Source organism: Paenibacillus sp. JJ1683 (assembly GCF_053006485.1).
Genome location: NZ_CM129820.1, coordinates 3,658,325 through 3,675,760 on the forward strand (window position 1 = coordinate 3,658,325; position 17,436 = coordinate 3,675,760).

The window sequence follows — 17,436 nt, forward strand, 5'->3', positions numbered from 1 at the left end:
TTACGAGTGTAATTGCTTGAACAACTGATCGGCCTGCTCAACATTTAATTCACCTTGCAGCACCTTCTGGATCAACGCTTGCATGGGCTGCGTAGAAGTTGACTCTACAGGTACTTGGTTTGAGGCTCCCGCCGATTTGCTTAATTCCTTTGCTAAATATTTGGAAAATTCTTTGATGTTAGGATAGTCATATACTCTGGTTGCTGAAATAGCCGTTCCAAACCGTTTATTCACGTCCTGTACCCACTCTACGCCTATAATAGAATCCAGTCCCATATCGATAAATTTATCGTCCCGGCCAATATCCTTTTCATCCATACTCAAGGATTTAGCGAGACTTTTAATTAGTTCCTTCTCCAATGCATCCACCCGTACAGCCGTAGGTCCGTTAGCAGGTCGCTTGGCCTCATCCCTGACAGCGGGCTGCAGTGTAGAATTGATAGGTTTAGGCTGCGGGGGAGCAGGCTTCAATTCTGCAGGCTTAGCTGCCTTTTTGGGTGCGTCGGCTACCTTCTCGATATCAGAGACTGAGCTCAGCAAAATACCCTGCGGCTTTTCAGGTACCTTTGCCAATGTCTGTACCTGCACATTAGCGTTGGCAGTAGGAGGGCTGAAAACAACGGGCTCTTGCTTTTGTGCTGGAATATCAACTACAGGGAGCTCCGTCTTGACTTCCTTGGACTGGCTTCCAAACGTAGAGATCCAATAGCTTTCCTTGGCAAATGGATAGGTTGGCAGACTCATCCGATGAGGTCTAACCTTTCCGTAAAGCCTGTTCCAATCGAATAGTAGTCCCTGAACCCACAGCTCTGCCAGCTTTGAATACTTGCCCTTGCTTATCCAGATATCCACCAATTGTTCCATGTCCTCGTCTGCTTCAAGAACCGTCAGAATATCTTTATTTTTCTTTGCCTGACCCGAATAGAGTCCGTCGATTTCCTCATTCCCCGCTAGGAAGCACTCCAGCTTTCCTTCAAGCTCCGTCGTAGACTTAGCTATGACTGCTAACCGTTCCTCCATAGCTTCCCGTCCCACCTGAAGGGTAAATGCTATATCCTCCAAACTGGCCTCCGCGTATTCCGGTGTTCTGAGTGCAGAAAGCAATCTTTGCACCTGCTCGTACAATCGCTCCTGATTTTTGGCTGACAGCACGACTATGGCCGGGTTTTGCAATATCATAGGAGCTTGTCTAGTCTCCTGTACCTCAGGGATGTATTCCTCAATAAGCACATGGGCGTTGGAGCCTCCGGCGCCGAAAGAGGAAATACCTGCCATTCTCGGGTATTCAACGGTCTTCCCATTTATCGTGACGACCGGTCTTTTCCACTCTTCAAGCTCCTGCTGAACTAAAAAAGGACTATTGCTAAAGTCGATATTCGGGTTGAGTGTGCTTGAATGCAGCGAAGGTGCGATCTGTCCGTATTTGAGCTGCAGGAGCACCTTAGTCACTCCTGCAATCCCTGCTGCACTCTCGCAATGCCCTATATTGGATTTTGCCGAACCAATGGCGCAGAACTGGGTGTCTTCCGTGTATTCCTGGAAAACCTTTTGCAATCCAGCGATTTCAATGGGATCACCTAAAGATGTCCCGGTGCCGTGTGCTTCAATGTAACTGATTGTTCTGGGGTTTATACCAGCTTTCTTAAAGACCCTTCCAATTACACTAGCCTGCGCCTTAGGATTTGGAACTGAAAAGCCATTGGTCTTCCCGCCGTGATTCACAGCGGTTCCCTTGATGACCCCGTATATGTGATCGCCGTCTGCTATTGCTTTGGTCAGCGGTTTGAGCAACACGGCCCCTACGCCTTCACCCGGCACATACCCATCTCCGCCTTCTCCGAAGCTTTCGCATCGTCCCTTGCTTGATACGAATCTTCCCTGCCCAAGCATCAGGTATTTGTTCGGATGAATGGAGACATTGACACCGCCAGCAACGGCAAGCTCACACTCGTCTTGCTGTAAGCTCTGGCAGGCAAGATGTATGGTCGTCAATGAGGATGAGCACATCGTATCCACAGCCATGCTTGGTCCGTGGAAATTACAGAAATAAGAAACACGGTTTGCAATGGAGGCCGGATTCCCCGGAACGGCAATCATTTTGCCTCTAGCCTGCTCCTGCGCCCCGTAAAGCTGATATTCTTCGTACATAACGCCGACAAAAACGCCTACATTCCTTTCCAGTCCAAGCCCTTCCCGTGTATAACCTGCATCCTCGATCGTTTCATAGACGCATTTCAGAAACAAGCGCTCCTGTGGATCAATAATCTCTGCTTCTCTAGGAGAGATATTGAAAAACTTCGGATCAAATTGATCCACGCCTTTGATAAAGCCTCCCCACTTGCTGTAAGCTTTTCCAGACTTGCTCCCTTCCTCGTCAAAGTATATGCTGTGATCCCAGCGCTCTTTGGGAATTTCCGTAATGCAGTCCTTTCCATTACGCAGATTGTTCCAGAATTCCTCAACATTCTCGGCCTCAGGATACATGCCCGACAAGCCGATAATGGCAATATCCCCCGTACCACCTGCTGCTTTCGGCTGCGGTTGGAGTTTTTTCTGATCCAGCAATTTTGCCTGAGCCGGCATTTCACGAGCTTGTCTTCGGCTGCTGGAAAGCGGCCTTTCCGGGTTCTCTTTCACAGTGGAAGACGTAAACGCTTGGACGGCGTTGACCTCTTCCTCCATTCCAAGCAGTTGAATCAGCTGCTTCTGGTGAACTTCAAGAAAATATTGGGTCAGCTCCCGGATACTCTGGTATTCAAAAAACAACGTTTTGGGTAATGTGCCGAATGTTTTCTCCAATTCACGTGTCAGCTGTCTGATCATAATAGAGTCAATTCCATACTTCTCCATAGGGGCATCGGCTTCAATCTGCCTTGCCGGCAGTCTGATGGATGTAGCAAGCAATTGCTTTAAATAATTTGCCGCTTTGTCGGCAAGCAGGTCTTGACCGATTCCAGGCTCCTTTCTGCTCTCCATGATCATAGAGGAGGCATCTTCAACCTGATTCAGGGATGGCTGCTGCAGGAGCGTTTCTCTAAGCTGGCTGGCATGCCCTTCCAATACCATGACTTGATCTTTTCCAGAAGCCAGACTCTGGTATAAAGCCCGCATTCCTGTGTCGGTCCCCATAGCGAACATCCCCATTTCCTCCATGATTTGTTCCATTTCACTATCAATACGCATTCCGCCTTCCTTCCAGAGCGGCCAGTTGATTGAAAGCGTCTGCCCATAGCGTTGCTTCTGTTCTACAAGTGTATTGCGATATCTGGCATAGGCATCCATAAAGGCATTGGCAGCAGCATAGTCAGCCTGTCCTATATTCCCAAGACTGCCTGCAACAGATGAAAACAGAATGAAAAAGTCCAGCGGAATATCCTTGCAGGCCTGATCCAGATTCGTTAACCCTGTAACCTTTGGCGCCAATACTTTCTGCAATTCCTCTTCTGTTTTTTTAATCATAAAATTATCGCTGGTTACTCCTGCAGCGTGAATAATTCCGTCCAGTTTCCCAAACTCTTCCCGAATATCCCGAACCAAATCCTCAACCGCTCTGTTATCGTCGACATCGGCCTGCCGAAATACGACTCTTGCTCCTAGAGCCTCTATTTCCTCAATCCTTGCTTTGGTGTGACCACGGAGTATAGATCGTCCGACGAGAATTAACGCGACATCTTTAGCCTGTCGTGCCATTTCTTCAGCCAGAATCAAACCGAGGCTGCCGGTTCCGCCAGTAATCAAATAAACCCCTTTGTCCTTCCAAGGAATACGGTCCACTTCCTGCGAGGATTTGATTTCCGTCCATGCGGCAGCATATCGTCTGCCCCACTGGTAGCGGATATGTGTACTCATGAAGTTGCGGCTATTTTCTTGCAGGATATTTATAATATCTGCTGCATTTTCCTCCACATCCACTTCGATCAGTTGGCCCACCAGTACGGGATTCTCAAGCTGCGCTGTTTGCAAGAGTCCGTAAAGTCCGGAGAATACCTGTCTGTAATCCTGTACCGGAATGACAAGCTGAACCAATGTTTTGTGTTTGGATTGGGTTTTGAGCACCTGTTGAATTTGCTCAAACACCTGTGCTGCATAAGTTCTAAAGCGTGCATCCATGCTTTCCTCTTCGGATTGCAGGATAAGACAATGCACCCCGTTCATCTGTGATTCAATCATTTCCCCGGAAATATGTGCTGGTTCACATAAAATGACCAAATGCTGCCGATATTCAGGTGCTGTTCCTCCCGAGACAAGGGCTTGTTCCTCCCATACAGGCTCAAGCATCAAAGTCTCAGATATCGTCAATTCATCTGAGCCCCCTGTTCCTCCTTCTGCAATTCGCGATGTCAAGCCCTTCATGCTTATACAAACATTCCCCTGCATATCGCACAAATCAATATCCAGCTTTTGCACTGGACCATCCTGTCTGCTGCCTTCACGATTACGGACCCAAGCCCACATCTCTGATGTGCAGCCACTAAACACCTCAAGCTCTTCCAATGCGAACGGTAAAGCCGGCTTTATTGAAACTTTTCCGTCAGACATGGCAGCGCTGTATGTGTCCATCATCAGGCCTATGGACGCCTGCAAAGCGGAATCCATCAAGCTAGGATGCATCACAAACTGTCCCATGGTCTGGTAAATAGAAGAAGGCAAGGATAATTTGGCAAGTACCTGATCCACGCCAGTGTAGATCTTTTCAATTCCTTGATGCCCTAGCCCATAGGAAACCTGCATGGCTGCAAACGCCTCATAACACTGCTGGGATGAATAGGTTCCCAGATTGCACTGCTCCAGCAGACCCTCAATATCTATGGCAGGAATCTCAGCCAACGGAGCAATTGCTGCGCTGCCTTCGCTATGCACAACTAACTCTGTATCCACTGTTTCAGACTTGCTGTAGATTTCATAGGCAATTTCTCCGTCTTGCAGGTAGAGCCCGATATTTATAGCAATCGGCCGCTCCCCAGCTACCACAGGCCGGAGCCATAATACATCTTTTAAACGAACACAAATCCGACTTTCTTCCGAAGATGTAGCGACTTGCTCTACTGCCGCTCGCGCCATTTCAAGGAAGGCCACTCCAGGCAAAAGCTTCTGTCCCTTGATCACATGGTCAGCGAGGAAAAATTCTCTTCCCGTAAATGTGGAGCTGAACTGAAGTCCATAAATATCGGACGTATTTCGCTGAAGTAAAGGATGAATGATAGCTGACGTCTCCTGCTTCAGCACAACATCGTTGGCACCCCTCAGGTTATTGGTATCGGTTACGCAATATCGTTCTTTGGCAAAAGGATAGGTCGGCAGGCTGATACGGTTTGGCTTATGCTTTTCGTACAGCACGTCCCAGTCAAAAACCGCGCCTTTTACCCAAAGATGTGCGATTTGGGCGTAGTCGCTTTCACTAGCCAGCGACTCAATCGTCTCGGCCGCGCCCGCTCTTGTTTCCTGTTCTCTATAGCGTTTTGCCTGCCCTACATATAAGCTAGGGATGCCTTCTCGCCCTTCCACAAATCCCTTTAGCTTCTCCTCTAACTCAGAGAGAGACACCGCAGTGAAGGCCAAACGTTCTTCCATCGCTTCGCGCCCCATCTGCAGGGTATATGCTATATCTCCCAGACTGCCGTCTGTGAACTGGCGCTCCCGGATTGCAGCCAGCAATTGCCGTGCCTGGTCTTGCAGCTGTCCTTCAGTCTTGGCTGACAGTACGACAATAGCCGGCTTTTCGGTTGCGAAGGTTACCGGATCTTTCTCCTGATTTTCCGGAACATATTCCTCGATGATCAAATGAGCATTGACGCCGCCGAATCCAAAAGAGCTGACACCTGCTCTCCGAGGAATATTGTGCCCAGAAGCATCTTGCTGCTGCTTCCATTCACTCGTCTCCTGGACGATATAGAAAGGACTGTCTTCAAGTTTGATATAGGGATTAATGGCATCGCAATGAAGGCTTTTAACAAGCTTTTTATGCTTCAACTGAAGCAGAACTTTGATGACACCAGCGATTCCGGCAGCCAGCTCCAGATGTCCAACATTGGTCTTCACCGAACCTAGGCCACAATGGGGCTCTTTGATCCCGGGTCCCTTTGTACTCTCATATAGCTCTTTAAAGGCTGCTTTCAGTCCGTTGATTTCAATAGGATCACCCAACTCGGTGCCTGTCCCATGGGCCTCAATGTAAGAGACTGTTCTTGGGTCGATACCAGCCTTTGTATATGCATTTACCAGTAAATCCGCCTGTGCCCTCGGATTAGGTGCTGTCAGGGAATTAGCCCGGCCACCATGATTGACAGCTGTGCCTCGGATTACGCCGTAAATATGGTCTCCAGCCTTTTCTGCGTCCTTCAGCTTTTTCAGGAAAACCATGCCTGCCCCTTCACCACGCACATAACCGTTGGCTTGATCAGAGAAGGTTTTGCACCGGCCATCCTCACACAGCATCCCTGCTTTATTGAAGCTGATATGAAGCTCAGGTGTGATAATTGCATTGACACCACCTGCAATGGCCATTTCGCAGCTTCCATCTTCTATAGCCTTTACGGCCCGGTGAATGGCCACCAGCGAACTGGAACAGGCAGTTTCGACAGGCTCGCTCGGACCATGAATATTAAGGAAATAGCTCATACGATTCGGTCCCACCGATGGCGCCATTCCGCTAGAGGAATACGCCTCCACACCCACATCTCCCTGATAGATCATTCCGCTGTAGCCGCTGTTCGCAGTTCCTGCAAAGATACCTGTACGACTTCCCGACAGTCTCGCTGCCTGAATGCCTGCATCTTCAATCGCCTTCCAAATATAGGTCATTAACAGACGCTGCTGCGGGTCCATGAGTGCAGCTTCCCTCGGTGAAATTCCAAAAAATAAAGGGTCAAACTCATAGATCCCGTCAATAAACCCGCCCCACTTGATGTTTGTTTTATTGGTCTCTTCCGCAGGGTCACCGTAATACGCCTTCCAATCCCAGCGATCTTCAGGTATTTCAGTGATACAATCCCTGCCTTCCTCAAGATTTTTCCAAAACTCATCTACATCCCGGGCCATGGGAAAGACACCGCTTATGCCTACGATTGCAATAGGTTCAGAACCAGCCTGGGTCTGTTGCGGCATAGCTAGCACATTCTCGTTTGCAAATCGGGAACGCTGGCGTCTACTGCGGATGCTGTCTTCCCTATCATCCTCTTCATTCTGCACGGCAGGCTCAGTCCGGGTCTGGACGACAAACTGCTCACCAAGCAAGGTGGCATATTCGTCCACTAAATACCTGCAGAAGTCATGAAGTGTAGTGTATTCAAAGAATACGGCAGGAGTCAGCTCAAGCCGATACAAGTGATTGATGTTGTTGGCAAATTGCGTGAGCAAGATCGAATCGAAGCCATACTCACTCAGTTCTACATAGGCATCAATATCTTCAAGCTTGACTTTCAGCAATTTCGATACCGCCTGCATCATGGCGATTTGCACCTTGTCCTGCAGGTCCGGCGCGGCATTTCCGTCAGTCGTGGAAATGGCTGAAATAATTGCTGAAGCACCCGTCGCCTTTTCAAACTGTCCGGTTTCCGGAATATCTAAGCCTATTGCTCTTTTCATTTTCTCGAGATTGCCTTCCAGCACCATAACCTGATCAGCACCCGTAAGCATGGCGCAGTACAAAGCCTGAATACCAGAAGAAGTTGAAATACTGCCCATGCCTGTGTGCTGCTTTACCAGCTTCTCTGTCTCCTCATCAATATGCATCCCGCCTTCTTTCCATAGTGGCCAATTGATGGATAGCGTTTGCCCCTGGCGTTGCTGTAATCCTATCAAAGCGTTCCGGTATCTAGCATAAGCATCCATAAACGCATTAGCGGTAGAATAGTCTGCCTGTCCCTGATTGCCCAGCCCTCCGGCAACCGACGAAAACAAAATGAAGAAGTCAAGAGGCAGGTGCTTGCTCGCCTGATCCACATTCACTACCCCTAGAACTTTGGGTGCAAGAACCTCCAGCATTTCCCCGCTATTTTTTTGGAGTATGCGGTTGTCACGAATGACTCCTGCACTATGAATGATGCCATTCAGGCTTCCGAATTCTGCCCCTATTTCCCGAATTAAATCAGCCACCGCCTGCTCCCGGGTCACATCGGCCTGCTTATATGCTATTCGTGCTCCTAATGACTCCAATTTCTTTATCTCTGCCCGCTTGCCCTCATCCAGCGCGGAACGGCCCGTTAAAATCAACGCGACATTTTGTACTTGATTTACAATCTCTTTGGCAAAAATAAGTCCCAAGCCACCGGCACCGCCGGTAATGAGATATACTCCGTTCTTCTTCCACGGAATGTCCGCCGTTTCCGGAGAAAATGGAATCTCGTTCCAGCTGAAAATCCACCGTTTACCTTTCCCATACCGGATCTGGATGTCTCCAGGACTCCAGCTGTTTTCTTTTAAAATATCTATGATTGTATTCGGGGCCTTATCCTGTTCAAGTTCTATCAACTGCCCCACCAGTTTTGGATGTTCTATTCTGGAGGTTTTTAAAAGACCTGAGAGCCCTGATACAAGCTGCTGCTCCTCCTGGTCGTTAGTAACAATCTGGATTAACACCTTGCCATGGTTTTTTTCTCTAAAAATTCTTTGTATTAGCTCAAGTATCTGAACGGCGTAATACTGAAACTGTTCCCCGATTCCGTTTTGATCAGGTTGCAATATTATGCACTTTGCGCCGCTTATTTGAGCTTCTACTTGTTCACGAGAAATCTGGGACGGCTGGCAAAGGATCACGACATGGCGATCATATACAGGTAAATCGCCCTCTATGCTAACTCCCTGCTCTTTCCACACGGGTTCAAGCATCAAGGTACCAGAATTGGACTGCGCGTCTGTGGGAATAGAGTCTATATCCAGAATTCTTGATGAATAACCCTTTATCCTCACGCAGATCTCTCCGGTTTCGTCGCTCAGGTCAATATCTAGTTTCTGTGCCTTATCTCCTGCTGTATCATCTGCACTGTATCGAATCAGCGCCCACATGGTGGAGCTGCAATGTTTTATAATTTCAACTTCCTGAATGGCATACGGCAGAGCGGGCTTAATCTCGCGAGAGCCCAGCGTCAAGCCTATGGATGCCTGGAAAGCTGAATCAATCATGCTTGGATGCAGGACAAATTGGCCTTGATTGTCAGAGACTGAGGAGGGCAAGGATAGCTTCGCCAGCACTTGACCCTCTCCGGCATATACCATCTCAATCCCCTGATGCCCAGGACCATAATCAATCCCCAGCTCTCTGAAAAGGTTATACAATGCTGCCGGATGGAAGTTTCTGCTGCATGTATCCTGCAAATCTTTAATATTCAATGCAGGAACCTCCACCGCTGATCTCCGAACCGCATTGCCGTAGCTATATACACTAAGCTCTGTATAATCGGCTCCGTTATTTCCATAAATCTCATATGAAATTTCTTGATCTTCATTCTGGAAAAGCCCGATATGCAGCTGTATTGGGCCATCCTCTACGGCAATAGGCCGTGCCCAAACCACGTTTTTAAGGCACATTCCGACCAGGTCGCCCTCATCCGTCCCTAGTGACTGCTCCACTGCCGCCCGGGCCATTTCAAGGGATGCAGCCCCAGACAGTACCTTGCGCCCATTCACCACATGATCCTTCAGGAAAAACTCCTGGCCTGTAAAGCTAGAACTGAATCGCTGCTCCGAAAAATCGGAGGTGTTTTGGTGCAGCAAAGGATGAAGCGTTGCAGCCATGACAGAAGTTGTACCTTTGCCAGCCTTACTGTCTAGCTCGGGCGCCCAGCACCGTTCTTTTGCAAAAGGATAGGTGGGCAGACTAATCCGGCGAGGCTTGATGTTCCCATACAGCTTGTTCCAGTCCATCGTTAGCCCCTGTACCCACAGCTCTGCAATTTTCCCCAATTTTCTCTTCTTGATCCAGGTTTCAAGCAAGGATTTGGCATCTTCATCTGCCTCAAAGAGCACGATCCCGTCCTTGCCCTTTTTCACCTGAGCCGTCAGGACTCCAGCTGGCCGTTGGTGATGAACCAAGCCATCCAGCGCTTGTAGTAGATTCTCTTTTGAATCTGCCACAAAAGCCAGACGGTGGTTCATCGGCTCACGGCTTACTTGCAGCGTATACCCCATATCTGTCAAGTTAAGGTTGGGCTGAGTGGCAATAAAGTTTCTCATGTTTTCGGCATAAGTTACTAGTTGCTGCTCATTTTTGGCAGACAAGACGAAAAGAACGGGACTATGTGACTCGTCGTCTGCTGGTGAAATTGCAGCCTCTGGACGATATTCTTCAATAATAAGATGGGCATTGGTACCGCTAAAACCAAAAGAGCTCACAGCGGCCCGCCTTTTGTTACCTTGAGAAGGTTGCCAGTCCTTCAATTGTGTATTTACATAAAATGGAGAATCATCGAAATCAAAATGTTCATTCGGGTTCTTGAAATTCAGTGTCGGTACCAGTTTCTTATGCTTCATGCATAACAGCACCTTTTGCATGCTTGCTACGCCTGCTGCTGCCGAAGTATGCCCGATATTACTCTTTACCGAGCCTATGGCACAGAACTTCTTCTGATCTGTTTTTTCTTTGAAAGCTGTGCATAAAGCCTCCAATTCAATAGGATCGCCCAGCTTGGTGCCTGTCCCATGCATTTCAACATAGCTAATACTTTCGGGTTCAATCTGATACTTATTGTATATCTCCTGCTCAAGCTCTATTTGGCTGTTCGTGCTTGGAGCGGTAATTCCGTTGGTTTTTCCATCCTGATTAATCCCAGTTCCGATAATAACCCCATAGATGTGATCCCGGTCAGCTTCCGCATCCTTTAGCCGCTTCAGAACCAGCACCCCTGCTCCTTCGCCTGGAACAAAGCCGTTGGCACTATTGTCAAATGTCTTACACTGACCATCTGGTGACAACATTCCGGATGCAGACATACCTATATAGGATTCAGGAGTCAGGTATAAGGACACACCGCCGACCAGCGCCATTTCAATCTCTTTATTTGATAAAGCCTGGCAAGCAAGGTGAGTTGCCACCAGCGATGAGGAGCATGCCGTATCTACGGATATGGCGGGTCCTTTCAAATTAAGGAAATAGGAAATACGAGCCGCTGCAATAGCGTTGCTGTTCCCGGTAGTATTGCTGAACTGTGCTTCATTTTTGTAGCGCATCATACTGTACTCATTATTTAAAATGCCAAGATAAACACCGCATTTTTTATTTCCCAACTGTGAGCCGCTATAACCTGCATCCTCAAAGGCTTTATAGGCTTCCTGCAAAAAAATGCGCTGCTGCGGGTCCATCCCTTCCGCCTCGGTAGGAGATATATTAAAAAATAACGGATCAAAATATTCTATATCCTTCAAGGCACCCAGCCACTTGCAATTTACTTTCCCCTCTTGTGCCGGACGCGGATCATACAACGGGTCTACGTCCCAGCGGTTCTTCGGGATTTCAACAATGGAGTTTTGACCTTGAGCGAGATTTTTCCAATATTGCTGTACATCTTCGGCACCAGGATATCTTCCCGAAATTCCAACAATTGCAATTGCATCTTGATTTTCCGAAGTTGCTGGCACTGATTCCTCTTCTGCTTTTACCCGACGCAATGGCACCGTTTCCTCCTTAGGGAGCTGCGCTGGAGAGCATTGGATCGTCTCTGGTCGCGGTAAATGGACTTCTGCTATAGGTTTGACCGTGTCCGAGACTGTGTTCAAGGGCTGCTGAACGAAGCTTTTCTTGCCCCCGTGCTTATTGATTTCTTGTGCCAAAAACTCGGTAAATTGCAGAATAGTCGGATAGTCGTAGACCTTGGTAGCTGCAATGGATGTGCCGTAGCGCTTATTCAAATTTCGAATCCATTCTACGCCTATAATCGAATCCAAACCGATATCTATAAAGTTTCTATCTGCCTCAATCTCGCTTTGCTCCATGTACAAGGCTTCAGCTAGGCTTGCCGTCAGTTCTTTCCGTAATTGCTCTGTAGAGACACCAGACGGAATCGTGCCGAATTGCGGCTGCTTTTCAGGCGATATCGGCATTAAATTAATCTGAAGTGAGGCCTCTGTCTGCTTATCCGTTTCCAATGATACGAGCGGCGGTAAATGCTTTGCAGGCGCCTGATCCAGAATAGACGCAGCAGAAGACGGCATGATTAATTGGGCTACAGGATTGCCCAATTCCTTTTCTAAAAATTTGCTAAACTCCCGTATGGTTGGATAATCGTAGACTTTTGTCGCTGTTATGGATGTGTCGTAATGTTTATTAATGTTTCGAATCCACTCTACGCCTATAATGGAATCCAATCCAAGATCAACAAAGTTTTTATCCTCATCGATCTCGTCCCGATCTATATATAAAGCTTGCGCCAGACTTGTTGTCAGCTCCTCCTGCAATATTTCTGACGATATGGATAGGGCAGGACTAGCAGGCACCTGCTCTTCCGTCTCGTTGTCATTATCTGACGTGTGCATTACCCCTTCCGGGGAAGTTAAAATAATCGGTGCTGTCTGCTGATTGGCAGACTTGCTAAGCTGCGGCTGACTGTCTGACAAATTCCGTAAAGAAATCCCGCTTGGTTTTTCAGAACTACTCGAAAAACTGGATGGCATTAAAGCTTCAGGAAGAGCAGACTGCATTACTTGAGACTGAACAAGAACTGCTTTTTCCTGAGATTCCATTGGAATTTTTTCTACAGATGGGATCGTAATATCTGTGACCCAATACCGCTCCTTTGCAAAAGGATAGGCTGGCAGGCTCATTCGCTGCGGCTTGGCATCTCCGTAAAGCATGCTCCAGTCCATCGCCAGTCCCTTCACCCACAGATCCACTATCTTCGCGTATTTCCGTTTCCCGATCCAGGCAGCGATTGTTTTCCCCATGTCTTCATCTTCTACCAGTGCGGACAGTGCCTCTTTGTTTCGCTTGACCTGTCCTCGATACAGCTCGGAGATCCCCGTCTGGTCTTTCATGAATCCTTCCAGCTTTTCCACCAGCGCTGGCATCGATTCGGCAATGACTGCCAGGCGTTCTTCCATCGCTTCGCGCCCAACCTGAAGCGTGTAGGCTGCATCCGCCAGATTGCTTTCTGTGACCTCTCCTTTCTCGATCACGGACAGCAATCTCTCGACCTGCTGCTTCAGCCGTTCCTCATTTTTGGCTGACAATACGATAATCACAGGATTGTGAGCTGTCACACAGATTGGCGCCTGTTCTTCCGGAACGTACTCTTCGATGATGACATGAGCATTGGCGCCTCCTGCTCCAAACGATGAAATCCCCGCCATTCTCGGGTATTCCCGTGTCTCTCCATCGAGCTCAACCACTGGCCGCTTCCATTCCGCCAGCTCCTGCTGGACGACAAACGGCGTTTGCTCAAAAGGAATGTTCGGATTCAGTTCCTGGGCATGCAGACTGGGAACCAGTGTCCGGTTTTTCATCTGCAGGACAATTTTCCCAATCCCTGCGATGCCCGCTGCCGCCTCCAAATGTCCGATGTTGGACTTCACAGAGCCCACGGCGCAAAATCCCTTGTCTGCCGTGTCCTTTCTGAAGGCCTGGGTCAAACCGGTCACTTCAATGGGATCTCCCAATTCTGTGCCAGTTCCGTGAGCTTCGATATAGCTGATGGTCCGGGCATGTACCCCGGCTCGTTCCAGAGCCGACCGGATCAGCTCCCCTTGAGCAATCGGGTTAGGCACGGTATACCCGTTGGTCTTGCCTCCATGGTTGATGCTCGTTCCCCGGATGACCGCATGGATCGGGTCCCCATCTGCTATCGCCTTCGACAACGGCTTCAATAGCACGACCCCCACACCTTCTCCTGGGACAAAGCCGTTGCCTCCCTTTCCGAAGCTCTTGCACTGTCCGTCTACGGACAGCATCTGATTCGCACAAAGTCCGACATAACTCAGCGGATGCAGATACAGGTTCACTCCTCCTGCCATGGCCAACTCGCATTCTCCGCGGTACAGATGCTCACACGCTTCATGAATCGCGGTCAATGAGGATGAACACATCGTATCCACTGGCATGCTCGGCCCCTGCAAATTAAACAGGTACGAAATCCGGTTGGCTACTGAGCTAAAGGAAGTGTGAGGGAATATTTGCGCTCCCTTCCTCCACAGATCAAGACCGTATAGATCAAATCCTGTTTTGGTAATTCCCGCAAACACACCTACCCGGCTGTTATGTCGTACCGCAAGCTGTTCTCTGGTGTAGCCCGCGTCCTCCATCGCTTCCCAGCAGGCTTCAATAAACAGCCGTTCCTGAGGGTCCATGCTAAGTGCTTCCCGCGGTGCAATATTGAAAAACAATGGGTCGAATTCAGCAAATCCCTCGATAAAGCCACCCCACTTGCTATAGCTTTTGCCATGTGAAGCCGCTTCCTCTTTATCAGGATGAAAGAATCCTTCTAGTTTCCAGCGTTCCTGCGGGATTTCGCTGACACAATCCTTCCCTGCCTTGAGATTTTCCCAATATTCATTCATATCCCTCGAACCTGGATACTTTCCTGCCATACCAATGATGGCGATCGGCTCTCGTGTTTCCTCTGCGACAGACTCCGCACAGCTTCGAACAGGCTTCACATAGCTACGGCTGGACTTCGTTGCCACCGTCTCCGCAATCGTTTGCTCCGCAACTGGCGTGCTTTCTTCTTCAGCGTACCGGGCTGTCGCAGCCGTTTCCTCTACCCGTTCCTTGTCCTTGCTCATTCCAACCCATTGCATGCACTCCAGTGCATATTCCGACGCCAAATATTCCGCCAGGGCACGCAAGGTCTGGTACTCATAAAATAGCGTCTTGGATAGCTCGCCAAAAGACTCTGCCAGCTTGGCATTGAGCTGGGTAATCATAATCGAATCAATCCCATAACGCTCTAGCGGTTCTTGGGCTTCAATGCTACCGACGCTCAGACGGGTCACCTCTCCCAACAACGCCTTGAGGCGATATAAAGTTTTCTCGTACAGTAAACCCGCATCCAGCTTCGGCACAGATGCCTGTATCGCACGGATACCGGCCTGCGAGACGGCTTTCGCCAGATAGGCCTCGATTTTCTCAGGCTCTCCTTCCAAGACCATCACCTGATCCTTGCTTGAGGTCAGGCATTGGTACAACGCCTGAATGCCCGACTCGGTCTGTAGAGGCGTAATGCCCATGTTCTGTCTCATGAGTTTTTCTGTGTCCGCGTCAATCCTCATCCCGCCTTCTTTCCACAGCGGCCAGCGGATGGATAGCGTCCGGCCCCGCCGTTGCTGGGCTTCCACCAGGGTATTCCGGTATGCTGCGTACGCATCCATAAAGGCGTTGGCGGTGGCATAATCGGCCTGTCCCGGATTGCCCATACTGCCCGAGATGGAGGAAAAGAGCACGAAGAAGTCCAAATCCTGACCGCTGCTCGCCTCATCTAGATGAACCAGCCCTTTAACCTTCGGACCCAGCACCTCGATAAATTCTTCCCTGCTTTTCTTGAGAATGAAGTTATCGTGAATGACCCCAGCGCAGTGGATAATCCCATGAACACGCCCGAATTCTTCCTGAATGCTTTCCAACAAGCTGGTAACCGTGTTCCTGTCGGTGATATCCCCCTGCTTGTATACTACTCTGGCTCCTGAGGACTCCAGCTCCTTCAGCCGGGTTTGTCTGTTGCCGTCCAGTGGCGAGCGGCCTGTCAGGATTAAGGTTGCTGCTTGGGTGCGCCGAACCAGTTCTTCGGCAACAAGCAGCCCCAGGCCGCCAGAGCCGCCGGTAATGAGATACACGCCACCGTCTCTCCATGGCAGCTTCTCTTCTGACCGAGATGGCTCCAACCTGTTCCAGCAAGCGGTTTTGCGTTGACCGCCCTCATAGCGAATCCATCCATCCACCGGACTGCGGCTGTTTTCCTCCAGCTTCGCCAGCAGGAGTTCCGCAGATTCTCCCTGTTCCACTTCGATCAATTGGCCGATGAGTTTTGGATTTTCCAGTCGGGCGGTCTTCAGCAGACCCGAAAGTCCTGAAAAGAGCCGCCCTTCTCCAGCCGCCGTCACGACAAGCTGAACCAGCACCCTTCCAGCAGGCTTGTCTTTGAGCAGGCCCTGGATGCTCTCAAAGGCCTGAACGGCATAGGCCTGAAACCGCTCATCCACACGGCTCTTCCCGGATGAGAAGGCCAAGATCTGCGCTGCTCCGTTCAATCGCGCTTCGAGCCGTTCAGGTAAAGCCTTGTCCGGCTCACACAGCAAGATGATACGGCGGTCGTAGGTAGGTGCTTCCACCTCTGGCGATACGTCCTGCTCCTTCCAAACTGGCTCCAGCAGCAGGGTATGGCTAGCTGTAGCCACAGGTTTTGCCTCTGCTCTGGAAATCGTTGATTTGGTTTCACTTTCTATACTTATGCTTTTAGCCATTTGGGTTTCATTCCCAGGCGCCCAATACCGCTCTTTTGCAAAAGGATAAGTCGGTAATGGGATTCTGCAATACGGTTCATTTGAAAACAAACGCTCAAAGTCTAACGGATATCCCTGAACATATAAATCCGCAATCGTAGTTAAAAGCTCCACATACTCGCGGACTTCACCTGCATTTTGACAGTTTTGAATACATTCATTTCCATATCTCTTCAATGACGTTTGAATGCGTTGGTCTTTTTCGTGTAGTTCAGAATAATAAACTTGAGAAGAATTGCCTTTTTCCAGCCACCTTTTAAGGGACATAACAAGCTCACCTTGATTGCGGGCAACACATGCAAGCCGATGATTGCAGTGCTTTCTCCCAAGCAATAATGTATAGCTCATGTTACCGCAGTCTGCCTCAGGCTCCTGTTCGCAATAGGCAATCAGTTGCTCCACCTGACGGCGTAATTGTTGTGAAGTCCGGGCGGACAGCGGAATGAAATAAGCCGGCTTTTCAGAATGTCTTCGTTTCGTATGTGGAGCCTCTTCGATGACCAGGTGGGCATTAGTACCACTGGCACCAAAGGAGCTGACCGCAGCACAGCGTCTGGCTTCAGGCTCAATCAGCCAATTCTGCAACTGCGTATTGACATAAAAAGGACTGTCCGCAAACTGAATATTAGAATTGCCTGATTGGAAATGAAGTGAAGGCGGAATCTGCTCATGCTTTAATGACAATAACAGCTTAATTACTCCTGTGATTCCTGCCGCAATTTGCGTATGACCGATATTCGTTTTGATGGACCCGATCGCGCAAAATCCCTTCTTGTCCGTATACTTTCTAAATGTTCGCGTCAATGCCTGATATTCAATTGGATCTCCCAATTTGGTACCTGTCCCATGTGCTTCCACCAATTGGATTTGCTCTGGATGAATATGAAAAGTATCGTACACATATTGCTCCAGTCGCTCCTGAGACTTCTGGCTTGGTGCAGTAAGTCCATTCGTGGTACCGTCCTGATTGATTCCTGAGCCTAAAATTACTCCATAGATGTGGTCACCATCGGCAAC

Annotated in this window: 1 protein-coding gene (running past one end of the window); it reads right to left on the reverse strand. The window is 49.1% G+C overall.

Annotation, left to right across the window (positions count from 1 at the left end; translation table 11 throughout):
• Positions 1-17,436 carry the 3' portion of an SDR family NAD(P)-dependent oxidoreductase gene (locus tag ACUC6J_RS15665; RefSeq protein WP_447249079.1) on the reverse strand. It continues 2,316 nt past the right edge of the window, so the window shows 17,436 of its 19,752 coding nt (coding positions 2,317-19,752); its start codon lies beyond the right edge, outside the window; the stop codon is at positions 1-3.